Annotated in this window: 23 protein-coding genes; 7 read left to right on the top strand and 16 right to left on the bottom strand. The window is 59.9% G+C overall.

Annotated features, from left to right (window positions below; translation table 11 throughout):
- Nucleotides 1-70: 70 nt before the first annotated feature.
- Nucleotides 71-832, bottom strand: a complete 762-nt coding sequence (locus F8N62_RS02845) for an SDR family oxidoreductase (protein WP_150709543.1) — start codon at nucleotides 830-832, stop codon at nucleotides 71-73.
- Between the two features lie 236 nt (nucleotides 833-1,068).
- On the opposite strand from F8N62_RS02845, the gene F8N62_RS02850 reads away from it, so the two are divergent.
- On the top strand, nucleotides 1,069-2,073 hold the full coding sequence (locus F8N62_RS02850) for an NADP-dependent oxidoreductase (protein ID WP_150709544.1): 1,005 nt from the start codon (nucleotides 1,069-1,071) through the stop codon (nucleotides 2,071-2,073).
- 130 nt (nucleotides 2,074-2,203) lie between these two features.
- Here F8N62_RS02850 and pyrF read toward each other — a convergent pair whose 3' ends face one another.
- The 11 genes from pyrF to F8N62_RS02905 form a co-directional block, all read right to left on the bottom strand.
- Nucleotides 2,204-2,902 (bottom strand): orotidine-5'-phosphate decarboxylase, encoded by a 699-nt coding sequence (gene pyrF / locus F8N62_RS02855; RefSeq protein WP_191632342.1) that lies wholly within the window; start codon nucleotides 2,900-2,902, stop codon nucleotides 2,204-2,206.
- A 171-nt stretch (nucleotides 2,903-3,073) separates the two neighbouring features.
- On the bottom strand, nucleotides 3,074-4,129 hold the full coding sequence (locus F8N62_RS02860; protein WP_150709546.1) for an AI-2E family transporter: 1,056 nt from the start codon (nucleotides 4,127-4,129) through the stop codon (nucleotides 3,074-3,076).
- A gap of 69 nt (nucleotides 4,130-4,198) precedes the next feature.
- The gene (locus tag F8N62_RS02865) at nucleotides 4,199-5,005 is read right to left on the bottom strand and encodes a DUF4892 domain-containing protein (RefSeq protein ID WP_150709547.1); all 807 of its coding nucleotides are present in this window, start codon (nucleotides 5,003-5,005) and stop codon (nucleotides 4,199-4,201) included.
- An 8-nt stretch (nucleotides 5,006-5,013) separates the two neighbouring features.
- Nucleotides 5,014-5,673, bottom strand: coding sequence for a glutathione S-transferase family protein (locus tag F8N62_RS02870; protein ID WP_150709548.1), 660 nt, complete (start codon nucleotides 5,671-5,673; stop codon nucleotides 5,014-5,016).
- Between the two features lie 50 nt (nucleotides 5,674-5,723).
- Nucleotides 5,724-6,578: an alpha/beta hydrolase gene (locus tag F8N62_RS02875; protein ID WP_150709549.1), complete on the bottom strand. Its 855-nt coding sequence runs from the start codon at nucleotides 6,576-6,578 to the stop codon at nucleotides 5,724-5,726.
- Complete coding sequence (locus tag F8N62_RS02880) at nucleotides 6,575-7,381, bottom strand: alpha/beta fold hydrolase (RefSeq protein WP_150709550.1); 807 nt, start codon at nucleotides 7,379-7,381, stop codon at nucleotides 6,575-6,577. Before F8N62_RS02880 ends, F8N62_RS02875 begins: the two co-directional genes overlap by 4 nt.
- Nucleotides 7,382-7,646: 265 nt before the next feature.
- On the bottom strand, nucleotides 7,647-8,090 hold the full coding sequence (locus tag F8N62_RS02885; RefSeq protein ID WP_150709551.1) for a hotdog fold thioesterase: 444 nt from the start codon (nucleotides 8,088-8,090) through the stop codon (nucleotides 7,647-7,649).
- A gap of 32 nt (nucleotides 8,091-8,122) precedes the next feature.
- Nucleotides 8,123-9,790: an AMP-binding protein gene (locus F8N62_RS02890; protein ID WP_150709552.1), complete on the bottom strand. Its 1,668-nt coding sequence runs from the start codon at nucleotides 9,788-9,790 to the stop codon at nucleotides 8,123-8,125.
- A 183-nt stretch (nucleotides 9,791-9,973) separates the two neighbouring features.
- Nucleotides 9,974-10,426 (bottom strand): phosphohistidine phosphatase SixA, encoded by a 453-nt coding sequence (sixA, locus tag F8N62_RS02895; protein WP_150709553.1) that lies wholly within the window; start codon nucleotides 10,424-10,426, stop codon nucleotides 9,974-9,976.
- Nucleotides 10,423-10,770 carry a DUF4389 domain-containing protein gene (locus F8N62_RS02900; RefSeq protein ID WP_150709554.1) on the bottom strand — a complete coding sequence of 116 codons (348 nt, stop codon included), beginning with the start codon at nucleotides 10,768-10,770 and terminating at the stop codon, nucleotides 10,423-10,425. The genes sixA and F8N62_RS02900 overlap by 4 nt, the downstream gene beginning before the upstream one ends.
- A gap of 33 nt (nucleotides 10,771-10,803) precedes the next feature.
- Nucleotides 10,804-11,829: an NAD(P)H-dependent glycerol-3-phosphate dehydrogenase gene (locus F8N62_RS02905; protein WP_150709555.1), complete on the bottom strand. Its 1,026-nt coding sequence runs from the start codon at nucleotides 11,827-11,829 to the stop codon at nucleotides 10,804-10,806.
- A gap of 196 nt (nucleotides 11,830-12,025) precedes the next feature.
- Between F8N62_RS02905 and F8N62_RS02910 the strand changes: the two genes are divergently transcribed.
- The 6 genes from F8N62_RS02910 (at nucleotide 12,026) to F8N62_RS02935 (ending at nucleotide 19,548) form a co-directional block, all read left to right on the top strand.
- On the top strand, nucleotides 12,026-14,149 hold the full coding sequence (locus F8N62_RS02910) for a TonB-dependent receptor plug domain-containing protein (protein WP_150709556.1): 2,124 nt from the start codon (nucleotides 12,026-12,028) through the stop codon (nucleotides 14,147-14,149).
- Nucleotides 14,150-15,082 carry an ABC transporter substrate-binding protein gene (locus F8N62_RS02915; RefSeq protein ID WP_150709557.1) on the top strand — a complete coding sequence of 311 codons (933 nt, stop codon included), beginning with the start codon at nucleotides 14,150-14,152 and terminating at the stop codon, nucleotides 15,080-15,082. It abuts the gene before it with no gap.
- Nucleotides 15,079-16,986, top strand: coding sequence for an ATP-binding protein (locus tag F8N62_RS02920; protein WP_150709558.1), 1,908 nt, complete (start codon nucleotides 15,079-15,081; stop codon nucleotides 16,984-16,986). The genes F8N62_RS02915 and F8N62_RS02920 overlap by 4 nt, the downstream gene beginning before the upstream one ends.
- Nucleotides 16,987-17,233: 247 nt before the next feature.
- Nucleotides 17,234-17,749, top strand: a complete 516-nt coding sequence (gene fabA, locus F8N62_RS02925) for a 3-hydroxyacyl-[acyl-carrier-protein] dehydratase FabA (RefSeq protein WP_046046480.1) — start codon at nucleotides 17,234-17,236, stop codon at nucleotides 17,747-17,749.
- A gap of 11 nt (nucleotides 17,750-17,760) precedes the next feature.
- Nucleotides 17,761-18,981 carry a beta-ketoacyl-ACP synthase I gene (gene fabB, locus F8N62_RS02930; protein WP_150709559.1) on the top strand — a complete coding sequence of 407 codons (1,221 nt, stop codon included), beginning with the start codon at nucleotides 17,761-17,763 and terminating at the stop codon, nucleotides 18,979-18,981.
- Between the two features lie 378 nt (nucleotides 18,982-19,359).
- A complete protein-coding gene (locus F8N62_RS02935; RefSeq protein ID WP_150709560.1) occupies nucleotides 19,360-19,548 on the top strand; it encodes a hypothetical protein in 189 nt (62 codons plus the stop codon).
- Nucleotides 19,549-19,616: 68 nt separating this feature from the next.
- On the opposite strand, the gene F8N62_RS02940 is transcribed toward F8N62_RS02935, so the two are convergent.
- From F8N62_RS02940 to relA, 4 genes are all read right to left on the bottom strand, one after another.
- Entirely contained in the window at nucleotides 19,617-20,564 is a 948-nt protein-coding gene (locus F8N62_RS02940) for a hypothetical protein (RefSeq protein ID WP_150709561.1), read from the bottom strand.
- Nucleotides 20,565-20,741: 177 nt separating this feature from the next.
- Entirely contained in the window at nucleotides 20,742-21,284 is a 543-nt protein-coding gene (locus F8N62_RS02945) for a DUF2058 domain-containing protein (RefSeq protein WP_150709562.1), read from the bottom strand.
- Nucleotides 21,285-21,312: 28 nt separating this feature from the next.
- Nucleotides 21,313-22,146, bottom strand: a complete 834-nt coding sequence (gene mazG, locus F8N62_RS02950; RefSeq protein ID WP_150709563.1) for a nucleoside triphosphate pyrophosphohydrolase — start codon at nucleotides 22,144-22,146, stop codon at nucleotides 21,313-21,315.
- 106 nt (nucleotides 22,147-22,252) lie between these two features.
- On the bottom strand, nucleotides 22,253-24,496 hold the full coding sequence (relA, locus tag F8N62_RS02955) for a GTP diphosphokinase (RefSeq protein WP_150709564.1): 2,244 nt from the start codon (nucleotides 24,494-24,496) through the stop codon (nucleotides 22,253-22,255).
- Between the last annotated feature and the right edge of the window lie 59 nt (nucleotides 24,497-24,555).

A 24,555-nucleotide genomic window follows, 5' to 3' on the forward strand; every position in this document is an offset into this window, starting at 1 on the left:
GCTCGCTCCCACAGGGGATTGTGTTGGTGCTCACCGGATATGTACGCAACCAACAATTGCGCAATGCGGGTCAGAACGCCGTCACCCCACCATCCACCGCCAACGAATGACCCGTGGTAAACGCCGCGCCATCACTGCACAGATACAACACCGCACTGGCGATTTCTTCGACTTTGCCAATACGCCCCACCGGGTGCATCGCGTTGGCGAATTCGCCTTTCTTCGGATCAGCCTCATAGGCACGGCGGAACATGTCGGTGTCGATCACCGCCGGGCACACCGCGTTCACCCGAATCTTTTTCTTCGCATACTCGATGGCCGCCGATTTGGTCAGGCCGATCACCGCGTGTTTCGACGCCGCATAAATACTCATTTTCGGCGCCGCACCGAGGCCGGCGACCGAAGCGGTATTGACGATCGCACCCCCGCCCTGGGCCAGCAGCAACGGCAACTGGTACTTCATGCACAACCAGACACCCTTGACGTTGACGCCCATGATTGCGTCGAACTCGTCGAGCGTTCCGTCGGCCAGTTTGCCTTTCTCGATTTCGATGCCGGCGTTGTTAAAGGCGTAGTCGAGACGGCCGTAGGCATTCACCACTTCGTCCATCAGATTTTTTACATCGCTTTCCAGCGTGACGTTGCAACGCACGAAGGTCGCTTCGCCACCCGCCGTTCGAATCAGCGCAACGGTGCCCTCGCCACCGGCGGTGTCCATGTCCGCCACTACCACTTTCAACCCTTCGGCGGCGAATGCCTGGGCGGTCGCGCGACCAATGCCATTGGCGCCGCCGGTGACTACAACGACCCGGCCGGAAAACGTCATGCTCATGTGTGTGTGTCCTCGAATAGAAGAAAGTGGGTTGGCGCAGACCCAGTCTAGCCACAGGCGTCCCCGGCGCGGCAGCACTATCAGAAGGCCGGTTGAGCGCCCATGAGTGGTAGTGATAGAACCGCCCGTCTCACTATCACTGCACTGGATCAGGCTGCATTCGCCGCATCAGCCAAACTTGCGGCATCCGCACTGAAGGTCTATCAACAAGGCTTCATTCATCTTGAGTGCCTCTCATGACTACCCAGACCAATCGCCAATTCCTGCTCGCCAAACGTCCAGTAGGCGCGGCAACCCGCGAAACCTTTACCTATCAGGAAGTACCGGTCGGCGAACCGGCGGCGGGTCAGATTTTGGTCAAAAATGAATACCTGTCGCTGGACCCGGCGATGCGTGGCTGGATGAACGAAGGCAAGTCTTACATTCCACCGGTTGGCATCGGCGAGGTCATGCGCGCATTGGGTGTAGGCAAAGTCGTGGCGTCGAACAATCCAGGCTTTGCGGTCGGGGACTACGTCAATGGCGCCTTGGGCGTGCAGGATTATTTCCTCGGTGAGCCGCGAGGTTTCTACAAGGTCGACCCGAAACTCGCGCCGCTGCCACGTTATCTGTCGGCGCTAGGCATGACCGGTATGACCGCCTACTTCGCCCTGCTTGATGTCGGCGCCCCGAAAGAAGGTGACACCGTGGTGCTGTCGGGTGCCGCAGGAGCGGTGGGCAGCATTGCCGGGCAGATCGCCAAGATCAAAGGCTGCCGCGTCATCGGCATCGCTGGCGGTGCGGACAAGTGCAAGTTCCTGATCGATGAGCTGGGTTTTGACGGCGCCATCGACTACAAAAGCGAAGACGTTCATGCCGGCCTTAAACGCGAATGCCCGAAAGGCGTGGACGTGTACTTCGACAACGTCGGCGGCGATATCCTCGACGCGGTGCTGAGCCGTCTGAACATGAAGGCGCGGGTGGTGATTTGTGGCGCCATCAGCCAGTACAACAACAAGGAAGCGGTCAAAGGGCCGGCCAACTATTTGTCGCTGTTGGTGAACCGCGCGCGGATGGAAGGCTTTGTGGTGATGGACTACGCCGCACAGTTTGCCGCGGCCGGACAGGAAATGGCCGGGTGGATGGCCAAAGGTCAGCTCAAGAGCAAGGAAGACATTGTTGAAGGGCTGGAGACCTTCCCCGAGACGCTGATGAAATTGTTCAGCGGCGAGAATTTCGGCAAATTGGTGTTGAAGGTTTAACGCACTATTTGAATGGCACACAAACCAATGTGGGAGCGAGCCTGCTCGCGAAGAGGGAGTGTCAGTCGACATTAATGTTGGCTGATACACCGCTTCGCGAGCAGGCTCGCTCCCACATTTCGGTATTGGGTCAGGCGATTTCGGCAACTACCGCCGCCAACGCCTTGGCCGGATCCGCCGCCTGGCTGATCGGGCGGCCAATCACCAGATAGTCGGAACCGGCGTCCAGCGCCTGACGCGGGGTCAGAATGCGGCGCTGATCGTCCTGGGCGCTACCCGCCGGGCGAATCCCCGGGGTCACCAGTTGCAGCGACGGGTGGGCCGATTTCAAGGCCTGGGCTTCCAGCGCCGAGCACACCAGACCGTCCATCCCGGCTTTTTCCGCCAGTGCCGCCAAACGCAGCACTTGCTCCTGTGGCTCGATGTCCAGACCGATGCCCGCCAGATCCTCACGCTCCATGCTGGTCAGCACAGTCACGCCGATCAGCAGCGGTTTCGGGCCGCTGCGCTGATCCAGCACTTCCCGGCAAGCGGCCATCATGCGCAGGCCGCCGGAACAGTGCACGTTGACCATCCACACGCCCATTTCCGCCGCCGCTTTGACCGCCATGGCGGTGGTGTTCGGGATGTCGTGGAACTTGAGGTCAAGGAACACTTCGAAACCCTTGTCACGCAAGGTGCCGACGATTTCCGCCGCGCAGCTGGTGAACAGTTCCTTGCCGACTTTGACCCGGCACAGTTTCGGGTCCAATTGGTCGGCCAGCTTCAGTGCGGCGTCACGGGTGGGGAAATCCAGGGCGACGATGATAGGAGTCTGGCAGACGGACATGTGCGGGCTCTCAGGCAGGACGAAATCGGCGCGCATTGTAGCGGAACCAGCGCCGCTGCGGGGCCCGATGATCGGTAATTCGTCGTCGGCGCTCAGCCAAGCCTGGCCTTTTGCAGATCCAATGTGGGAGCGAGCCTGCTCGCGAAGGGGCCATTAGCCTCAACAAACAGCTTAAGGCCGGCGATCCTCCACCCGCGCCTGGCTTTTGCTCCAGTCGGTCAACAGACTGTACGCAACCGCCAGCAAGGTCGGCCCGATAAACAGACCAATGAAGCCGAACGCGATCAACCCGCCAAACACCCCCAAAAGCACGATGACCAACGGTAAGTTCCCGCCACGGCTGATCAGGTACGGTTTGAGCACGTTGTCGACACCGCTGATGATGAACGTGCCCCAGATTCCAAGAAACACTGCCATGCCGTACTCGCCTTTCCAGGCCAGCCAGGCCGTGGCCGGAATCCACACCAGTGGCGGTCCCATCGGAATCAGGCTGAGCAGGAAGGTGACAATCCCCAGCACCAGCGCGCCCGGAACACCGGCAATCAGGAACCCGATCAGCGACAGCACCGCTTGCGCCGCCGCGGTCCCGATCACACCGTTCACCACCCGTTGCACCGTGCCCGCCACCAGTTCGATGTAATAACCGGCGCGGTCACCGATCAAGCGTTGCAGCAGCCCATGGACAAACGCCGCCAGTCGCGGCCCGTCCCGATAAAAAAAGAACACAAACACGATGCTCAACGTCAGCTCGAGAATGCCGCCGCCGATCTGCGCACTGCGCGCCAGCAGCCAGTTACCGACCTGACCCAGATAGGGTTTGATCGACAGCATCATCGCCGCGCCCTGCTCGTCAATACTGTTCCAGATGCCGACCAGCCGCTCACCCACGAGGGGAACACCGCCCAGCCAGGTCGGTGCCGCAGGCAGGCCATCCACCTGCACATCCTTGATGAACGCCGTGGCATCGCGCACGTGGTCCGCCAGGTTGAACCCCAGCCACACCAGCGGCACCGCCACCAGCAACATCCAGCCCAGGGTCAGCAACGCCGCCGCCAGGGATTCGCGACCGTTGAGCCAACGCGTCAGCAGACGCATCAGTGGCCAACTGGCGAACGCCAGCACCGCGCCCCAGAACAACGCCGACCAGAACGGCGCCATCACCCAGAAGCTCGCGCCAAACAGCACCAGGAGCAGGATTTGCACCAACAGCCGATCGTTATTGATCATCCAGGTCTCGAGAAAAGTCAGTTTGCAAAAGGGTAGGCGAACGCGCATGGCACGTTCGCCAGATACAGCTTATCGCAACAACTCGACGTGCAGGCCAGAGCCGTCGACGCTGCCGGTTTCCATCCTCGCGGTACGCACCCCCTGCCCGATCAGAGCCTGACGCCAGGCTTCGGCTTTCGGCCCGGAAACGCTGACCCGCAACGTAGTGTCCAGATTCAATCCTCGGGAGATCAAGCGCAGCCAGGTCTCATCGGGATCGCCGGTCAGTTTCGGGAAATCCAGCTCACCGGTGCTCTTGAGTTCGCGCAACAAGGTGGCGGAAGTCGGCAGCAAATCACCCAGCGGCGCCGTGGCATCGAACTGTTCGACGTGCAGATAGGCTTTACGGTTACCGCGCGTGATGCTGTAAAGCGCGACCAACGTGTTGTCCTGCGGTGCGGCCAGGCGCAACAGCAGGTACGCCTGTTGATCGTCGGCACCATACAGTTTGGCGTTGCCAAAGACCTCATTGGCCCACAAGCTGCTCTCACCGCAATCCCGTGCCTGGCACCAGAACAGCAACTCGGCGTCCTGCTTTTGCAAGGCTTCGCGAGCGGCGGTGAAAGCTTCGGTGGAAGAATGCTCCGGCGGCAACTCGTAAGTGACCGAGGTGGTGTGTCCGCGGGCACTGACCTGGCCATCGAAACGCAGCTGGCCACTGATCTTGCGGATAGAACCCAGCGGATAGATCCGCTCGAGTTCCGCCGCCGGGCGATAGTCGACGATTTGTGCATCGGTTATACGCGGCACGATGGGCAGGTCCTGACTGCCCGGCACATCGGCGGCAAACAACAAAGGGCTGAAACTACACAGCGCGAGCAAACTGAATGAACGCATGGACAGGCTCATCGGATCAGCATGGCCTGGGCACCCTTGACGACGCTGGCGTCATCAATGCGTTCGGGAATCAGCAAACCGCGCTGCACTGCCGGGCGCGCTTCCATGGTCGCCATCCAGCGCTGCAAACTGTCCAATCCGTCCACGGCCACACCGGACCACTCGTGCCCGCGAACCCACGGATAGGTGGCGATGTCGGCAATGCTGTACTCGCCCGCGAGGAATTCCACCGATTGCAGGCGGCTGTCGAGCACTTCATACAGGCGACGGGTTTCATGCTGATAGCGGTCGATGGCGCCCTGGAGTTTCTCCGGAAAATAACGAAAGAACACGTTGGCCTGGCCCTGCATCGGGCCGATTCCACCCATCTGGAACATCAGCCACTGCAACACCACAGAACGTCCTTTCGGGTCCTGAGGCAGCAGTTTGCCGGACATTTCAGCGAGGTAAATCAGAATGGCGCCGGATTCGAACACGGCAAAATCGCCGTTGGCGCGGTCGACAATTGCCGGGATCCGGCCATTGGGATTGATCTTGAGGAAGTCTGCGGACTTCTGTTCCTTTTTGTCGAAACTCAAGGCGTGCACTGTGTAGGGCAGGCCGAGTTCCTCGAGCACGATAGAGACCTTGTGGCCATTCGGGGTCGCAGCGGTGTAGAGATCTATCATGGTTGTCTCCCATTTCAACCCGCCCAGCCTCGACAGTTGCCCGGCGCAAGTCAAGGAACAGCGAAGAACCGATTGAAACAGTCTGCGACAAGGTCGGCACCGGTGTCGTCATTCAGGTGCAAATGATGCCCGCCTGGCAGCTGTTCACGCCTGAAGGGTAGACGGTCCAGCAACTCCGGATGTTTGGCGAGCATACCGTCGGCCGCGACCACCAGCAGCGCGGGGCAACTGACCCGCTGAACGAAGGCCATCGCCTGTTCGGTGGTAAGACGCAGCGGCGACGGCAGCGTCAGACGGTTATCGGTGCGCCAGGTGTAACCGCCCGGCACCGGCATCAGGCCACGCTGGGCCAGTAACTCGGCGGCTTCGCGACTGACCGCCACCAGACCTTTCATCCGCGCTTCGATGGCGCGGTCGAGGGTGTTGTAGACCGGCTTGCGTTTCTCCTGCAGGTCCAACTGCGCTTGCAGGGCCATGCCCATACGTTCGGCGGCATTTTCGCCTTTGTCCGTAGGAGGAATGATGCCGTCGATTAACGCGAGGTGGGTAACCCGCTCCGGCATCGACCCGGCGATGATCAGCGACGCGATTGCGCCCATTGAATGCCCCAACAGAGCAAACCGCTTCCAGCCAAGCTGTTCGGCGACTTGCAGCACGTCATGGGCATAGTCCCACATGGCGTAACCCGCACCCGGCGGACGATGCCCGGAATGACCGTGACCGGCCATGTCCAGCGCAACGATACGCAGCCCTTCGAGCTTCGGCGCCAACCGTGCAAAGCTGTTGGCGTTATCCAGCCAGCCGTGCAAGGCGATTACCGGCAAACCGTCTTCGGGGCCGAACAGGTGCGCAGCCAGCTCGATGTGCGGCAGGCTCAGGCGGACTTCTTCGACACCGTGGCTCATGCGCAATCCTGCTGCTGGCGAGTGTCCCAGCGGCTGAACAGGTTTTTCAGCAGCGTGGCCGTGTCCTGGGGACGCTCAAGGGGAAACATATGCCCGCCCGGCATGGTCAGGGATTCGCCCAGCGGCATGCGCCCGACGGAACTGGCGTGATGGCGCATCACCACGCGGCTGTTGCGGCCGCGCACCACCGCCAGCGGCACTTTAAGTTGCCGTGCACGGCCGGGGCTGGTGTCCGGCACGCCGCGGTAGATGCTGATTTCCGTGGCCGGATCGAAGCGCAGACGCAACTTGTCGCCGACCTTGTGCAAACCGTGTTGCAGGTAAGCGTCGAAACACTCCGGATCGAAGCCGCGAAACAGGGTTTTTCCAGCGAAATACACTCGGGCCGACTCCAGGTCGGCGAATTCTTCCCGCCGTCCCAGCGTGCGCCCGGCCGGCGTCAGGCGGTCGATAAAACCGAAGCGCTTGGCGGCGCGAATCACCCACTGATCAGCGCGGGTCAACACTGGCGAATCGAGCATCACCACGCCGCGATACAACTCGGGACAACGCAACGCGGCGTGCAGGTGCAATACGCCGCCAAACGAATGACCGACGCCCCATACCGGTTGCGCCTGCTGCTTGAGGTGATGAATCAGCTCGTCCACCAGATTGTGCCAGTTGTCGTCCGCCGGGAAACGCGGGTCATGGGCGTGCTGCGGCAAATGCGCCACCTGATACTCGGGCGCCAACGCCGCGAACAATTTGCCGTAGGTTCCTGAGGGGAACCCATTGGCGTGGGCGAAAAATATCTGCTGCGACATACCGGCAAATCCATAAGCGAGAATCAGACGTTGATTGTCCGCAACACAACGTCGGGCAGCAATGACTGTAACTGCCAGGAATGATGACAGTCCGGTCATGCCGATGGGCCATTCTGAAATCGGAATCTTGTGGTGAACGTGCTTGCTTGCCTTCAAGTGCGCAGGCGTTGCTGGAATACCGAGTGGGGCTGCTGTGCAGCCCAGCGGGAGCAAGCTCCCTCGCCACGGGTCATCATCAGTAGGAATAATTGCGTTCACTGGCGAATCAACGCAGCGGCGGATTTTCTCCCAACGGCACCACCGCCATGGTCAGCCGCGACACACAACTGGCCTTGCCCTCGTCACTGGTCAACCGAATGTCCCAGACATGGGTGGTGCGCCCGATATGAATCGCCCGGGCCACCGCCGTCACCCGCCCGCTACGCAACCCGCGCAAATGGTTGGCATTGATCTCAAGACCCACGCAGTAAAACTTGCTGGCATCGATGCACAAGTAGCTGGCCATGGAGCCGACGGTCTCAGCCAGCACCACCGAGGCGCCGCCGTGCAGCAGGCCATAAGGCTGATGGGTGCGGTGGTCGATGACCATGCTGGCGGTCAGGGACTCTTCGTCGAAGGCTTCGAAGCGGATATCCAGCACTTCGCCGATGGTGTTTTTCTGGATTGCGTTCAACTGCTCGATGTTGGGAGTGGTACGCCACAAACTCATTGCAGACATCCTTTGTTGGTTTTATTTGTCACTCAATCCTGCCACAGCACCGCTTCGCTGCGCTCGCTCCATTCTTCGAACCGGTCGCCGTAAGCGGCTTCGATCATGTTGCGCTTGATCTTCAGGGTCGGCGTCAAAAAGCCGTTCTCCACGGCCCAGCTGTCTTTGACCACCACCAGACGGCGCAGGCGCTCGTGCTTATCAAGGGCGGCGTTGACCTCTTCGAGGAGTTTTTCCAGGCTCGAGTGCAGGCCGGCGCGCGCAGTGCCGCCGGCGTCCTGTTGCCCGACTGCCGACAGCACGCACAACCCCAACGGCGCGCTCAACCCATCGCCGACCACGCACACTTGCTCGATGCGCGAATGCACCGCCAGACGATTCTCAATCGGTGCCGGCGCCACGTACTTGCCTTTGCTGGTCTTGAAGATTTCTTTCAGCCGCCCGGTCAGGCGCAGGTTTCCTTCGGCGTCTTGCTCGCCCTTGTCACCGGTGCGCAGGAAGCCGTCTTCGGTAATGGTGTCGGCGGTTTTCTCCGGTTCCTTGAAATACCCGAGCATGGTCGCGCCGCTGCGCACCATCACTTCACCGGATTCGGCGATCCGCACTTCGACCTCCGGGCAAGGCTTGCCGATCCAGCCAGGCTTGTTGTCGCCCGGGCGACCAATGTGGGAATAACCGCAGCTTTCAGTCATGCCGTACACCTCCAGCACATCCAGCCCGAGCTTGCGGTACCACAGCAACAAGGTCTGGGGCACTGGCGCCGCACCGGACAGCGCGACGCGCAAGGCATCCAGCCCAAGCCCTGCCAGCACTTTGTGCCCTACCCGCTTGCCGATGAAGGGCAGCCCGAGCAGAAAATCGAGGCGCTTGGCCGGGATCTTGCCGTACACACCCATCTGGAATTTGGTCCAGATGCGCGGCACGCCAAACAGCGCAGTCGGCCGCGCTCGCTGCAAATCGGTGAGAAAGGTTTCCAGGCTCTCGGCGAAAAACACCGTTTGCCCGGTGTAGATCGACGCCAACTCGACAAACATGCGCTCGGCGACGTGGCACAGCGGCAGATACGACAGCAGCCGATCCGACTCATTAAGGTTGAACAGCTGCGTGCCGCGGGTGGTGGCGAACCCCAGATTGCCAAAGCTGTGCATCACCCCTTTGGGCATGCCGGTGGTGCCGGAGGTGTAAATGATGGTCGCCAACTGGTCGGCTGCCGGTTTCGGGTCGTCCTGGATCGGCGAACTCTGCTGCAAGTCGGCCCAACTGAACGAAAAACTGCCCGGCGGATGCAATGGCAGGCTGATGGTCGGGAGGTCGGGACTGACACCGCGGGACATGCCCGGCCAGTCATCGAGCTTGCCGATAAAAGCCAGCGCCGCTTCGGAGTGTTCAAGTACCTGGGAGACAGATTCGGCGGTGAGGTTGGGGTACAACGGCACTGACACATGCCCGGCCATCCAGATCGCCAGGTCCGCAATGATCCAGTGGGCACAGTTTTTCGAGATCAGGGTGATGTGGCTGCCTTGCGGCAATTCACGTGCTCGCAGCCAGTGCGCGGCGCAGCGGGCCTGGTGGCCGACGTCTTCCCAAGTCAGGGTTTCGACCACGCCACCACCCACGGGCTGGACCAGAAATCGCTGGCGCGGATGACGGGCTTCACGCTCGTAAAAGACGTCCAGTGGCAAACGAAAAGCAGCAGACATGCGACTCGCTCCTGTTTTTTTATTCTGGAGCAAGCGTAGTCAACCAAGCGGTTGCTTGGTTGTTTTTTTACATGGGGAAACGGTTAAAAGGATCGCAGCCTCGTTGCACTCGACAGCTCCGACATGAAAATGCACAACCCGTGTAGGAGCTGTCGAGTGCAACGAGGCTGCGATCTTGCGCCGTCAGGGGTGCTTGATACCGTTGAGCTTCATCGCCCCGGCCAGCGGCATATCGCCTTCCAGCTCGGCAAGGCCAGCGGTTTTCACCGCTTCGGGTTGCTGCACATGGCCGTGTTGCAGGTAGCCCAAAAGGTTGCCCACCAGTGGGTTATGGCTGACCAGCAATGCATAATCCACCGAGACCAATTGTTCTGCCACCGCTTGCGGGCGGTTGTCGGGAGTCAACCACTCGACGGTACGGATCTCCGGCTGAAAACCCAGGGCTTCTCGCACCAGCTCGGCCGTCTGCTGTGCGCGCAGATACGGGCTGGCATAGATCGCGGTAATCGGCTGGCCGATCAGCTGCGCAGCGCTGCGCAGCGTTTCTTCACGACCGTGAGCGGTCAGTGCCCGTTCGGAGTCAGGACGCGAGCCATAAGGCTCGGCCTCACCATGACGCAATACCCAGAGTTTCATAGCTTGGGTTCCTCATCCCGGACCGGATGCGGCGCAGGGGCTACCACGTGTGGCGCTTCGCCTTCCGGTGTGCGCGGCGTCGGCCAGTCAGCGAACGGCCAGGGTTTCTGGTCGCTGTGGAAGGTGCCGAAACGGCCGATCTGCGCCAGGAACTGGCTCAGGCTGTCGCCGAAATTCATCAGGCTGGCGCTCGGCGCGCCATAGATCAAACGATAGACCAGTTGAATCAGCACCACGGCGCCGAGGATGAATTGCGCCACTTGCCAGACCAGCAAGAACACGATCATCCACAGCACACGCAGCAGGATGGATTCGTAACTGGCTTCGATTTTCGGATCGTTCATGTCTCGCTCTCCTGCTCCTTTTCGGGAGCGTGCTCAGTTGAAACCACTGGTGGAAATGAAGTCGACGTCGGTCTTCGGTTCGCCACGCATCAACAATTCAATCACCTGATTGAGCGTGCGCCCCTCGAACAGGATCGCGTGCAGCCCGGCGACCAACGGCATGTAAACGCCCACTTCCTGCGCCTTGGCCTTCAGCACTTTCAAGGTGTTCACACCCTCGGCGACTTCACCCAGACGCGTCACCGCGTCCTCCAGGCTCAAGCCCTGGCCCAGGGCAAACCCGACCTGGTAGTTGCGGCTTTTCGGCGACGAGCAAGTCACGATCAAATCACCGACGCCTGCGAGCCCGAGAAAAGTCATCGGGTTGGCACCCTGGTTCACCGCGAAGCGGGTCATTTCCGCCAGCGCCCGGGTGATCAGCATGCTCTTGGTGTTTTCGCCCATGCCCAGCGCCACCGCCATGCCGGCAATAATGGCATAGACGTTTTTCAGCGCCCCGCCCAACTCCACACCGAAGCGATCGGCGCTGGCGTACACGCGGAAGGTGCGACCGTGCAGCGCTTCCTGAACCCGCTGGCACAATTCTTCGTCTTCGCTGGCGACCACCGTCGCGGTCAATGCGTGCTCGGCGATTTCACTGGCCAGGTTAGGCCCGGACAGCACGCCGATGCGCGCTTGCGGGGCAATCTCTTCGAGGATCTCGCTCATCAGTTTGAACGTGTGGGCTTCGATGCCTTTGGTCAGGCTGACGAGCAGCTTGCCGCTCAACCGTTCAGCGTGCGGGACCAGTACCGAGCGCAGCGCGCTGGACGGCAGCGCGACGAAGCACAGGTCGCAAGCCTGCAGTGTGGCTTGCAGGTCGGTGACCGCTTCCACGCCCGGCAGAATTTTGATGCCTTTGAGGTAACGCGGGTTTTCGCGATTGACCCGAATGGCTTCGGCCTGTTCCGGGTCACGCATCCACTGAAGGACCTGATGCCCGTTTTCGGCCAGCAGATTAGCCACGGCGGTACCAAAACTTCCGCCCCCCAGGACCGCAATCGGGCGCTGTTCAGTCATATGCAATCCGTTAATCCATACCAGTGGCGATGTCGGCATTATACGGAGCGCCCCAGTGGCGGCCAGCCCCCGCGTCAATTAGCGACACATGTAAGGAGAAGACCGATAAATACGAGGAAAATGCCGCCATCGTGACTGGAAAAGTCGAGCGGCTCGGTTAACATGCGCGCCGAGTCATCACTATCAAGGATGTGTTGTGTCGTTTGGCCCCGTCTCACCTCGTTCGCCGCTGGTTCTGGCGCTGATCTTCAGCCCGCCACTGCTGGCCGACGACCTGTTTCTCGACAACGAAGCGCTGCCGCAAGTGCTGACGGCCACGCGCCTCAAGCAGTCGCCCGCCGCCGTGCCGGGCAGCATGACGGTGATCGACAGCCAACTGATCAACGCCAGCGGCGCCCGCGATATCAGTGAGTTGCTGCGCCTGGTGCCGGGCATGATGGTCGGCAACCTCAGCGGCAATCAGGCAACGGTGAATTATCACGGCACCAACGCCAGCGATGCGCGACGCATGCAGGTGCTGATCGATGGCCGTTCGGTGTACCGCGCCGGCCTGGCCACGGTGGACTGGACTGACATTCCGGTGGCCATGGAAGACATCGAGCGCGTCGAGGTCTTTCGCGGCCCGAACACCGTCAGTTATGGCGCCAATGCGCTGATGGCGGTGGTCAACATCATCACCCGCCACCCGGCCGACAGCCACGGCACGCGGATAAAAATCACCCGTGGCCAGCGCGGCATTGACGACTTTTACGCCAGTCAGGGCATCGGTTGGGACGGTGGCGACCTGCGTCTGTCACTGTCCGGCCAGCAGGACGACGGCTTCGACTCGGACCGTAGCGGCGCCGATTACCGCGACAGTCGCCGCGTAAACCGTTTCAACCTCGCCGTCAGCCAGGCGCTCGACGAACGGCAAAGCATCGATTGGCAATTGAATGCCAAGGACGGCAGCAATCAACGCCCCTACACCTACCGCCCGGTGTTTTCGGGGATTACAGCGGCCGGGAACAATTCCGACGTCATCGCCAAGGACTACGCCGGTTCCTTGCGCTGGAACCTCGACATCAATCCCGACCACAGCCTCTATATTCAAGGGTCGGCCCAGCACTGGGATCGCCAGCAGACCTGGCGCGCCTGCGATGCCGAGGTCTCGTTCAGCCCTGAGCTGACCGAGCTCTGGCAACTCAATCCGAATTACACCGAGCGCCTGGCGCGCAATATCGAGCGCTTCGTCGGCCCGGGCGCTCCGGCCGGGACGCCGGCGGAACAGGCTCTGGCCAGTCGAGTGCTGGACCAGTGGCGCAACGGCGCGCGGCAAACTCTGTGCGGCGATATCGACCAGAGCACCCGTGAATCACGCTACGACCTGGAACTGCAAGACACCCTCAGTCTGTCCGACAGTCTGCGACTGGTCAGCGGCCTGAACTATCGTTACGACCGGGCAGATTCCGAGACCTACTTCAATGGCACCCTTGATGACACCACCTGGCGTGCGTTCGGCCAACTCGAGTGGCGAGCCACCGAGCACTGGCTGCTGCAGGGCGGCGCCATGTTCGAAGACACGCAATTGACCGGCAGTTCGCTGACGCCGCGGGTGGCGGTCAACTATCTGATCAATCCGCGCCACGGTTTGCGCGCGGTCTACTCGGAAGCGATCCGTTCGCCGGACATGTTCGAAAACAACGTCAACTGGAGTTACCGGGTCACCAACCTGCAACCCGCGGCCTACGGCCAGAGCAGTGCCCGGTATTTCGTCAGGACCCGCGGCCCCGGCAACCTCGAGCAGGAACACATGCGCTCACGCGAGTTGGGCTACAACGGTTACTTCGCCGAGTGGAGACTGGCGGTGGACGTCAAGGTGTTCCACGACGAGATCACCGGCATGATCAGCGAACCCCTGCGCAACAATCAGTACATCGCCAGCAACGCCAACAGCTCTCGATTCACCGGTGCTGAAACCCAGCTCGACTGGCGCCTGAGCAGTGCCGATCGGCTGCGCCTGACGTACGCCTACGTCGATGCCGAAGCGAGCAATCCGCTGGACGCGCGGCAGACTGCGCGCAACAGCGGTTCCGCCGGTTGGCTGCGCGATTGGGGCCATGGCTGGAACAGCGCACTCTTCTACTATGGTGACGACGCACTCAATGGCTATCGCTTCGAGCGGGTTGATACCCGCATCGCCAAGCGCATCGTCCTGGGTAAAGCCAACCTGGAACTGTCGGGCGTGCTGCAACAACGCCTCGATCAACAACCCACCACCTTCATCGATAACCACTACGACGAGCGGCGAGCGCTCTACTTCAGCGCGGAGCTGGCGTTCTAGATGTCGACGTGTCGGTCACTGAGAACGCCAACCCTTGGCCGCCTGCTGGTCGGGTTGTGCCTGGTGTTTGCCGGTTTCGGGTGGAGCCTGTCGGCGAATGCCGCTGACATTCTGCTGGCCGGGGCCGATGACAGTCCTGGCATGCAGTCATTCGCGACGGCCCTGAGCGCGTTACGCCCCGGTGATACCGTGCGTTTTCAGCCCTTGGCCAAGCTTCCGGCGCCTAACAAATTGCCCGCCGGCACCCGGCTGATCCTGCTCGACCTGCCAAGCCTCGACTGGCGCCTCCAGGACCACCGGGGCCCGGCAACGCTGGTGTTGCGCATCAGTCGCCTGCAAGCCCGCCAGCGCCTGGGAGCCACTGTGCCCGCGCACTTGAGTCTGCTGTGGAGCGACGCGCCACTGGGCCGGCAATTACGCCTGATGCGCATCCTTCTGCCTCAGGTCAAACGGGTCGGCGTGCTTTACGACAGCCACAGTGAATTCCTCGCGAACGAAGTGCGCGAGGCCGGCGCAAACCTGGGCCTCGACATCGTCACCGAGCGCTGGGACAACACCAGCGACAGCCGCCCTTTGCAGTCGCTGCTCAATAGCAGTGAGGTGCTGCTGGGCCTTGACGATCCCGACCTGTACAACCCCAAAACCGCGAAAAACCTGCTGCTCAGCAGCTATGCGCGGCAAACCGCACTGATCGGCCCCAACGCCGCGTTCGTCAGGGCCGGAAGCCTGGCCAGCACTTACAGCGATCAAAGCGACTGGCTGGCGATTCTTGACGACCTGCTGGACCGCCCGCCGGCCACGTGGCCGCGCACGCACTACGCCAATCGCTTCAAAGTCTCGAGCAACCCGCAAGTGGCTCGTTCATTAGGTATTGAACAGATCAATGAAGCGTTGGTCGCAACACAGTTGGCCGAAGGAGAACGACGCCCATGACCTTCCATCGTCGATGGGACATCAACACCCGCACGCAAATCATCAGCCTCGGCCCGGCACTGCTGTTGACCTTGCTGTTGATCAGCTTCTTCACGTTCGTGCGGATCCAGGACCTGCGGCAGGAACTCAACCACACCGGCCAACTGATCGCCAACCAGCTGGCGCCGGCCGCCGAATACGGGGTGATATCGGGCAACAACGAAGTGCTCGAAAGCCTGCTCAAGGCCACCCTGGCCACGCCCAATGTGCGCTTTCTCGAAGTCCAGGACAGCGCGAACCGGATCCTGATCTATGTCGAGCACCCGTCGGAAACCCACACCCGTTCGCAACAGGTCGAAGTGTTCCAGGCGCCGGTGCGCCTTCAGCGAATTGCGCTGCACAATGATTTTTTCCAGAACAGCAAAGTCGCCAGTACCGCCCCCGCCGAAGATTATCTGGGCCGGGTGATCGTCGGCCTGTCCAATGACGCCTTCAGCAAGCGCCAGCAGGAAATCCTGTTCAAGGCCGGCATCCTGGCGCTGTTCGCCCTGCTGTTCACTTACCTGATCGCCCGGCGCCTGGCCGGCAGCCTGTCGCAGCCGATCCGCGATATCGGCAACGCGGTCAAGGCCATCCAGAGCGGCGATTACAAGACGCCTCTGCCGATTGTCGATGACACCGAACTCGGTGCGCTGTCGCAGCACATCAACAACCTCGCCAGCGGCCTCGAACAGGCCAGTCGTGAACAGCATCAGGCGATGTCGCAGTTGATTCAGACGCGCGAAGAGGCGGAAAAGGCCAACAATGCCAAGTCCGACTTCCTGGCAATGATGAGCCATGAACTGCGCACCCCCATGAACGGGGTGCTCGGCATGCTGCAACTGCTGGAAACCACCGAGATGACCGAAGAACAGGTCGAGTACGCGGCCCTGGCCTCAGAGTCCACCGAACACCTGCTCAAGGTTATCAATGACATCCTCGATTTCTCGCGTATAGAGCGGTCGGAACTGGAACTGGAGCACATCCCGTTCAACCTTGCCGACCTGATCAGCAGTTGCGCCCAGTCGTTCCAGCACAGCGCGGTGCAACGCGGGCTTGCCTTGGCGCTGATGATTCCCGAGGACATGCGTGCCTTGCAGGTTCAAGGTGACCCGACGCGGATCCGGCAAATCCTGGTCAATCTGATCGGCAATGCGCTGAAGTTCACCGAACAGGGACGCGTCAGCATTGAGCCGCAGTGGCAGTCGCTGGATCACGAACTGTTGTGGTTCACCTGCACCGTGCGCGACAGCGGGATAGGCATCTGCGCCGAGCGCCTGGAGTTGATGTTCAACGCGTTCCAGCAGGCCGACAGCTCCATTTCGAGGCGGTACGGCGGCACCGGGCTGGGTCTGCCGATTGCCCGCACCTTGGCGGAACGCATGGGCGGTACTTTGCGCGCCCAGAGCGAAGAAGGTCGCGGCTCGGTATTCACGCTGGAAATCCCTTTGGCGTTGTATCAACAGAAGCTGCCGACACTGACGCCGCGCGCGCAGAGTGGTAACGGTGATGGCAAGGGCGAAGGCCGCAATGTGCTGCTGGTGGAAGATAATCCGGTGAACCAGACTGTCATCGAAGCAATGTTGCGCAGCCTGGGCTTTACTGTCAGCGTCGCCACTGACGGCGCTCAGGCGGTTCGCAGTGCCGAGAGCCTGATATTCGAAGCGATTCTGATGGACTGCCGGCTGCCGATAATCGACGGTTACGAGGCCACACGGCAGATTCGTCAATTGCCCGGCTGCACGGATTTACCGATTATCGCGCTGACCGCCAATGCTCTGCAGGGCGACCGCGAAGCGTGTTTATCGGCTGGAATGAACGATTACCTGGCAAAGCCTTTCAAACGCACTGACCTACAGCAAATTCTGCAACGTTGGGTGCAGTAGTGCAGGCCTTTCGACCATCTGCGACTGGCGTGAAAGGCGAAAGTGCGGCAGTCTTAGGCACCCGAACAGGCCCGAAAAGGGGCTTGAATAAAAATTTCAGTGCACAAGTGTACATTCATGTCCTTGGTGCTGTGACTTTCACCACAACGCAATAGTCTATGAGTAGGCTGCTGACTCGAGGCATGAACGCTTCGATCGGCCGGGAAGATTTGCCCCACCTGCCGCATGGGATTATTGAGGAGCTCGCATGACCAAACAAAACGCCTTTACCCGGGAAGACCTGCTGCGCTGCAGTCGCGGTGAGCTGTTCGGCCAGGGTAACGCGCAACTGCCCGCCCCGAACATGCTGATGGTGGATCGCATCACCCATATCAGCGAAGAGGGTGGCAAGTACGGCAAAGGTGAATTGGTCGCCGAGCTGGATATCACTCCGGACCTGTGGTTCTTCGCCTGTCACTTCGAAGGTGATCCGGTGATGCCAGGCTGCCTGGGCCTTGATGCCATGTGGCAACTGGTCGGCTTCTTCCTGGGTTGGCAAGGCCTGCCGGGCCGTGGCCGTGCGCTGGGTTCGGGCGAAGTGAAGTTCTTTGGTCAGGTCCTGCCGACCGCCAAAAAAGTTACGTATAACATTCAGATCAAGCGTGTGTTGAAAGGCAAGCTGAACCTGGCGATCGCCGATGGTTCGGTCAGCGTCGACGGCCGCGAGATCTACACCGCCGAAGGCCTTCGGGTCGGCGTTTTTACCTCCACTGACAACTTCTAAGGGTTATCCGCATGCGCCGCGTCGTTATCACTGGTCTGGGCATCGTTTCGTGCCTGGGCAATGACAAAGAGACCGTCTCCGCTAACCTGCGTGCAAGCCGCCCTGGCATCCGGTTCAACCCGGAATATGCCGAAATGGGTCTGCGTAGCCAGGTTTCCGGCTCCATTGACCTTCCCCTCGAAGAGCTGATCGATCGCAAGATCTATCGCTTCGTCGGCCACGCGGCGGCCTACGCCTACCTGGCCATGAAAGACGCCATCACTGACTCCGGTCTGACCGATGAGCAGGTTTCCAACCCGCGTACCGGCCTGATCGCCGGCTCCGGTGGCGCCTCCACGCTGAACCAGATGGAAGCGCTGGACATCCTGCGCGAGAAAGGCGTGAAGCGCGTCGGCCCATACCGCGTGACGCGGACCATGAGCAGCACGGTTTCCGCGTGTCTGGCGACCCCGTTCAAGATCAAGGGCCTGAACTACTCCATCGCTTCTGCCTGCGCCACCAGTGCTCACTGCATCGGGACCGCCATGGAACAGATCCAGATGGGCAAGCAGGACATCGTGTTCGCCGGCGGCGGTGAAGAAGAGCATTGGAGCCAGTCGTTCCTGTTCGACGCCATGGGCGCACTGTCCAGCCAGTACAACGAAACCCCGGAAAAAGCTTCCCGTGCCTACGACGCCAAGCGTGACGGTTTCGTCATTGCTGGCGGTGGCGGCATGGTCGTGGTTGAAGAGCTGGAACACGCTCTGGCTCGCGGCGCGAAGATCTACGCGGAAATCGTTGGCTACGGCGCGACCTCCGACGGCTACGACATGGTCGCCCCAAGCGGCGAAGGTGCCATCCGCTGCATGCAGATGGCCATGTCCACCGTTGACGCACCGATCGACTACCTGAACACCCACGGCACCTCGACTCCGGTCGGCGACGTTGCGGAAATGAAAGGTGTACGTGAAGTATTCGGCGCCAATGCTCCGGCCATCAGCTCCACCAAGAGCCTGTCGGGTCACTCCCTGGGCGCCGCCGGCGTTCATGAAGCGATCTACTGCATGCTGATGATGGAAGGCAACTTCATGGCGGGTTCCGCCAACATCGACGAACTGGACCCGGAAGTGGCAGACATGCCAATCCTGACCAAGACTCGCGAAGACGCCACCATCAATACCGTGATGAGCAACAGCTTCGGTTTTGGCGGCACCAACGCCACGCTGGTTCTGAAGCGCTGGCAGGGTAAGTAATACCCCACCGCTACGCTGCACATAAAAACGCCCCGACTGGTTCGGGGCGTTTTTTTTGGCCTTAAGAAAAATGAATTCGCCCCGACTTCTCCCGTAGGAGCTGGCGAAGCCTGCGATCTTTTGATCCAACAGCAAGATCAAAAGATCGCAGGCTTCGCCAGCTCCTACGGGCTTGTGAATCGAGGCTCGAACATGAAGCTTTTGTCATGAAACTTCAGCGCCTGCGACCGAATGTCGCGTGTTACGCGGGCTGCAGGACTTTTGCAGAATTCGCAATTATTTGTTGCCAATCTCAACCGTTTACTTAGCAAGCTATCCAAACCTATAAAAGAGTCCTGCACAGGCCTTGGTGCAGATAACCGAGATTGGAGCTAGCAGATGACTGTGAAAGTAACTGAACGCGACGATTCACACATGTCCCATGAAGGCGTAGCCGCCGGTATCCGTATTTGGGATGTGCATCAACAAGACATGCTGGTCGGGATGTTCCACTCCGAGACTGACGCTCATAACTACCGGGCCGAACTGGAACAGCAGGAACACAAGCGCGAGTCCGCGAACGGCTGAGAGAAATCCAGATAACAATGTCAGCCTGCTCAGCCGACGCGAGCAGGCTGTCGTCAGATCAGCCCCCTTCAAGCGACATCAATGGAAACTAGGTAAAGGTTGTGGTCGATGACCTCTGAAGGGACTTCATCGGCGATCTCACCCTCTTCCACTCTCACAACTTCGCACTCTCCGCGGCCCATACCATCGTTCCTGATAGCGAACTGAATCGAGGATTGATGACGCTTGAAGTAGTTGAAAGGCATACCGCAGGCGATCAGGAAATCAATCTTCGCCGCTGTGATTTCAATTTCGCTGTCGCGCTCACCGTCTTCCTGCACCATATAATCGAGACACAGATTAATGCCGAACGGACATTCCGGCGCGAGGCTGTTTACAAACGTTTGCCCGTAACCGCCAAAGTAACTGTGCTCTGCCTGCACACTGCTCAGCGCTTTAACTTTTACCCGTACTTCGCTACTTAGTTGGAACGTCAAAAAACCGTTCTCGGCGGATTCATGCTCCCCAAAATCGATAGCCGACACATGCCGTTTCGGCCACATCGACATCAGTGGAATGTCGACCTCGTATTCTTTATTAGTCATCGCCAGTAAATAGTTAATGACATCGTAGTAGCTGCGTTCGCCTTCCCCTACCTTGATCAGGGTTGCGCAACTTCCTGCCAACAAAACGATCTTGCCATAATGTTCAACCGGCAAATCTGTCATTAACAGTCTTACACACGCTGGAACTTTCTCAAGATAAGCGGTTGTCAGTTCATTCAGCTCTTCTTCACTGTCGACTTCGCGCCATGGAATATTCCAGAAAAACTCGGGCAATGTAAAAAACAGACAGGCAGCTCCCGGAAATTTTTCACGGGCTGCGAGTGCCGCGACTTCAAGTTTGCGGCGTACGTAAGCAACGCGCATATCCAGTTCGCTGGTTACATAATCGGTGATGGACTGCCGTGGGGCGCGCAGATAAGAAAACTGCGGCGTAAACGTTGGTTGACGCAAAGAAGCGATATTTATCAGCATGGGTAATTTCCTTATAATTTATGATTAATAACTCATCCTCCTCAAACAAAAATTAAATAGCCATACACTAAGCGTGTATTAATTTTGAATAAAGAAAACCCGAAAGATCGTATCGATACAATCTTTCGGGCTCAATATATAAATGACGTCAACGTTAGTGAATATGTAACAACTCAACTACCACATGAGATCATCAGGGATTTGATAAGCCGCGTACGGATCGTCCTCGGCAGCTGCTTCTTCAGTCTGCACATTCAACTGCACGATGCGTTGCGGATCACGTTCCTGGATTTTCAGCGCCGCTTCACGCGGAATCACCTCGTAGCCGCCGGCGTGATGCACGATCGCCAGCGAGCCGTTGCTGAGCTTGTTACGCATCAGCGTGTTGACGCTCAGGCGCTTGACCTTTTTGTCATCAACGAAGTTGTAGTAGTCCTCGGTGGTCAGCTTCGGCAGGCGCGAGACTTCGATCAGTTGCTTGATCTGCGCGGCGCGGGCCTTGGCTTCAACCTTCTCCTGTTGCTGACGGTTAAGCTCCTGGTCGCGCTTGACCTTCTCGGCCATGGCTTCCTGGGCAGCACGCTGCTGGGAGTCATCGAGTTCGATCTGGCCTTTGTGGGCCAGGCGCTGCTGTTTCTGCTTCTCTTTGCCGACCTGTTTGGCCTGCTTTTGGTTGACCAGCCCTGCCTTTAGCAACTGGTCGCGAAGGGAAATGCTCATGGTGCTTATTTCTCACTTAGGCCACTGCTCAACCGCAGCTGGGCAAATTCTTTTCCTGTCGTTTGGCTTCGCCCCACAAGGCGTCCAACTCTTCGAGGGTGCAATCTTCCATGGGACGGTGGGTGTCGCGCAATGCCTGTTCGATAAAACGGAAGCGTCTTTCAAATTTGCTGTTGGCGCCACGCAGGGCGGTTTCCGGATCAACCTTCAAGTGCCGCGCCAGATTGACCACTGAAAACAGCAGGTCACCCACCTCATCGGCAATCGCCGCCGAGTCGTTATCGGCCATGGCTTGGAGCACCTCATCAAGCTCTTCGCGCACCTTGTCCAGCACCGGCAAGGCGTCCGGCCAGTCGAAACCGACCTGCCCAGCGCGCTTCTGCAATTTTGCCGAACGGGATAACGCGGGCAACGCTGCGGGCACATCGTCGAGCAACGACAACTGTTGCGGTGCCGCAGATTTTTCGGCGCGTTCTTCAGCCTTGATCGCTTCCCAGCGCTGCTTGACCTGTTCCTCATTCAGACGCGGTACATCCAGTGGCGCGTACAGATCGCCAGTGGGGAACACGTGCGGATGACGGCGGATCAGCTTGCGGGTGATGCTGTCGATGACGCCTGCGAATTCGAAGCGCCCTTCTTCCCGGGCCAGCTGGCTGTAATAGACCACCTGGAACAGCAAATCACCCAACTCGCCCTGCAAGTGATCGAAGTCGCCGCGCTCGATCGCATCGGCGACCTCGTAGGCTTCTTCGAGGGTGTGCGGGACGATGGTTGCGTAGGTTTGCCTGATGTCCCACGGACAACCGAACTGCGGGTCGCGCAGGCGGCTCATCAGGTGTAACAAGTCTTCAAGGCTGTACATACACACTCTCGTTCAAACGTAGGAGCTGCCGCAGGCTGCGATCTTTTGATTTTAAACAACAAGATCAAAAGATCGCAGCCTGCGGCAGCTCCTACGGGCGTACCGATTACGGCGTGCGGTTACGCCGGGTTTCGATGATGTTGGGCAACTGCGATATCCGCCCCAGCAACCGGCCCAATGCATCCAGCCCCGGAATCTCGATGGTCAGGGACATCAACGCCGTGTTGTCCTCCTTGTTCGAGCGTGTGTTGACCGCCAGCACGTTGATCCGCTCGTTGAGCAGCACTTGCGACACGTCACGCAGCAAACCGGAACGGTCGTAGGCGCGGATGATGATGTCCACCGGGTAGGTGAGCACCGGCACCGGGCCCCAACTGACTTGGATGATCCGCTCCGGTTCGCGCCCGCCCAGCTGCAGCACCGAGGCGCAGTCCTGACGGTGAATGCTCACGCCACGGCCCTGGGTGATGTAGCCGACGATTGCGTCGCCCGGCAACGGCTGGCAGCAGCCGGCCATCTGTGTCATCAGGTTGCCGACGCCCTGAATCTGAATATCCCCACGCTTGCCCGGTTTGTAGCCGGTGGCTTTTCGCGGAATCAGTTCCAGCTGTTCGTTGCCGCGTTCCGGCTCGACCAGTTGCTGCGCCAGGTTGACCAGGTGCGCCAGGCGCAAGTCGCCCGCGCCCAACGCCGCGTACATGTCCTCGGCGGTTTTCATGTTGGCCTTGTCGGCCAGTTTGTCGAAGTCCACCGCCGGCAGGCCGAGGCGATTGAGTTCGCGTTCGAGCAAGGTCTTGCCCGCCGCAACGTTCTGATCGCGCGCCTGCAATTTGAACCAGTGAACAATCTTCGCCCGCGCCCGCGACGTGGTGATGTAGCCCAGGTTCGGGTTCAGCCAGTCACGACTCGGGGTGCCGTGCTTGCTGGTGATGATCTCGACCTGTTCACCGGTTTGCAGGCTGTAGTTGAGCGGCACGATCCGCCCGTTGATCTTCGCGCCACGGCAGTTGTGACCGATTTCAGTGTGCACGCGGTAGGCGAAGTCCAGCGGCGTCGAGCCTTTCGGCAAGTCGATGGCGTGACCGTCCGGGGTGAAGATGTACACCCGGTCCGGCTCGATATCGACCCGCAACTGTTCGGCCAGCCCACCGATGTCGCCCAGCTCTTCGTGCCACTCGAGCACCTGACGCAGCCAGGAGATTTTCTCTTCGTAATGATTGGAACCGGATTTGACATCGGTGCCCTTGTAGCGCCAGTGCGCACAAACACCCAGCTCGGCTTCTTCGTGCATGGAATGGGTGCGAATCTGCACTTCCAGCACCTTGCCCTCAGGCCCGATCACCGCCGTATGCAGCGAGCGGTAGCCGTTTTCTTTCGGGTTGGCGATGTAGTCGTCGAATTCCTTCGGGATGTGCCGCCACAACGTGTGGACGATGCCGAGCGCGGTGTAGCAGTCGCGCATTTCCGGCACCAGCACCCGAACGGCACGCACGTCGTAGATCTGGCTGAACTCCAGACCCTTGCGCTGCATTTTGCGCCAGATCGAATAGATGTGTTTGGCCCGGCCACTGATGTCGGCATCGACGCCGGTGGCCTGCAATTCGTTCTTCAGTTGGCTCATCACGTCGGCGATGAAACGCTCGCGATCGAGGCGTCGCTCATGCAGCAACTTGGCGATCTGCTTGTACTGATCGGGCTCCAGGTAACGGAAGGACAAGTCCTCCAGCTCCCACTTGATGTGACCGATTCCGAGACGGTGAGCCAGCGGTGCGTAAATGTCGAAGACTTCGCGGGCGACGCGGTTGCGTTTCTCGTCGTCGGCGGTTTTCACCGCACGGATCGCGCAGGTGCGCTCGGCCAGTTTGATCAGCGCCACGCGCACGTCATCAACCATGGCCACGAGCATCTTGCGCAGGTTTTCGACCTGGCCCTGAGTGCCAAGCACCAAGGATTGACGGGGGCTCAGGCTGGCGCTGATGGCCGCCATGCGCAGCACGCCGTCGATGAGTTTGGCGACCACCGGGCCGAAGCGCTGGCTCACGGCCGGCAATTCGATCTGGCCTTCGCGCACGCCGCGGTACAGGACCGCCGCAACCAACGAATCCTGATCGAGTTTGAGGTCAGCGAGGATCTCGGCGATCTCAAGGCCCGTGCGGAAACTCGAGGTCCCTTCGGACCACAGATTCTTTGCCGCATTGGCCTGCTGTTCGGACGCGCGAGCGAACTCGCACGCTTCCTTCAAGGCTTCGCGATCCAGTGCCAGATCGACACTGACCGCATGATCGAGCCAAGCCTCGAGATTGATACTGCCGTCGGTGTTGATCGGCTGGTGTGCTCTCACCTGTACCATCTTGCTTACCTTCCCTACGACGCACATTCAATGCGTCAAATCGCTGACCCTTATTGCCG

The sequence above is a fragment of the Pseudomonas fluorescens genome (genome assembly GCF_902497785.1).
Classification (GTDB): Bacteria; Pseudomonadota; Gammaproteobacteria; order Pseudomonadales; family Pseudomonadaceae; genus Aquipseudomonas; species Aquipseudomonas fluorescens_BO.

Excerpts from the sequence above, each read along its gene's own strand:
- F8N62_RS02845 (WP_150709543.1), bottom strand. The coding sequence starts at position 832 with ATGAGCATGACGTTTTCCGGCCGGGTCGTTGTAGTCACCGGCGGCGCC.
- F8N62_RS02850 (WP_150709544.1), top strand. The coding sequence starts at position 1,069 with ATGACTACCCAGACCAATCGCCAATTCCTGCTCGCCAAACGTCCAGTA.
- pyrF (WP_191632342.1), bottom strand. The coding sequence starts at position 2,902 with ATGTCCGTCTGCCAGACTCCTATCATCGTCGCCCTGGATTTCCCCACC.
- F8N62_RS02860 (WP_150709546.1), bottom strand. The coding sequence starts at position 4,129 with ATGATCAATAACGATCGGCTGTTGGTGCAAATCCTGCTCCTGGTGCTG.
- F8N62_RS02865 (WP_150709547.1), bottom strand. The coding sequence starts at position 5,005 with ATGCGTTCATTCAGTTTGCTCGCGCTGTGTAGTTTCAGCCCTTTGTTG.
- F8N62_RS02870 (WP_150709548.1), bottom strand. The coding sequence starts at position 5,673 with ATGATAGATCTCTACACCGCTGCGACCCCGAATGGCCACAAGGTCTCT.
- F8N62_RS02875 (WP_150709549.1), bottom strand. The coding sequence starts at position 6,578 with ATGAGCCACGGTGTCGAAGAAGTCCGCCTGAGCCTGCCGCACATCGAG.
- F8N62_RS02880 (WP_150709550.1), bottom strand. The coding sequence starts at position 7,381 with ATGTCGCAGCAGATATTTTTCGCCCACGCCAATGGGTTCCCCTCAGGA.
- F8N62_RS02885 (WP_150709551.1), bottom strand. The coding sequence starts at position 8,090 with ATGAGTTTGTGGCGTACCACTCCCAACATCGAGCAGTTGAACGCAATC.
- F8N62_RS02890 (WP_150709552.1), bottom strand. The coding sequence starts at position 9,790 with ATGTCTGCTGCTTTTCGTTTGCCACTGGACGTCTTTTACGAGCGTGAA.
- sixA (WP_150709553.1), bottom strand. The coding sequence starts at position 10,426 with ATGAAACTCTGGGTATTGCGTCATGGTGAGGCCGAGCCTTATGGCTCG.
- F8N62_RS02900 (WP_150709554.1), bottom strand. The coding sequence starts at position 10,770 with ATGAACGATCCGAAAATCGAAGCCAGTTACGAATCCATCCTGCTGCGT.
- F8N62_RS02905 (WP_150709555.1), bottom strand. The coding sequence starts at position 11,829 with ATGACTGAACAGCGCCCGATTGCGGTCCTGGGGGGCGGAAGTTTTGGT.
- F8N62_RS02915 (WP_150709557.1), top strand. The coding sequence starts at position 14,150 with ATGTCGACGTGTCGGTCACTGAGAACGCCAACCCTTGGCCGCCTGCTG.
- F8N62_RS02920 (WP_150709558.1), top strand. The coding sequence starts at position 15,079 with ATGACCTTCCATCGTCGATGGGACATCAACACCCGCACGCAAATCATC.
- fabA (WP_046046480.1), top strand. The coding sequence starts at position 17,234 with ATGACCAAACAAAACGCCTTTACCCGGGAAGACCTGCTGCGCTGCAGT.
- fabB (WP_150709559.1), top strand. The coding sequence starts at position 17,761 with ATGCGCCGCGTCGTTATCACTGGTCTGGGCATCGTTTCGTGCCTGGGC.
- F8N62_RS02935 (WP_150709560.1), top strand. The coding sequence starts at position 19,360 with ATGACTGTGAAAGTAACTGAACGCGACGATTCACACATGTCCCATGAA.
- F8N62_RS02940 (WP_150709561.1), bottom strand. The coding sequence starts at position 20,564 with ATGCTGATAAATATCGCTTCTTTGCGTCAACCAACGTTTACGCCGCAG.
- F8N62_RS02945 (WP_150709562.1), bottom strand. The coding sequence starts at position 21,284 with ATGAGCATTTCCCTTCGCGACCAGTTGCTAAAGGCAGGGCTGGTCAAC.
- mazG (WP_150709563.1), bottom strand. The coding sequence starts at position 22,146 with ATGTACAGCCTTGAAGACTTGTTACACCTGATGAGCCGCCTGCGCGAC.
- relA (WP_150709564.1), bottom strand. The coding sequence starts at position 24,496 with ATGGTACAGGTGAGAGCACACCAGCCGATCAACACCGACGGCAGTATC.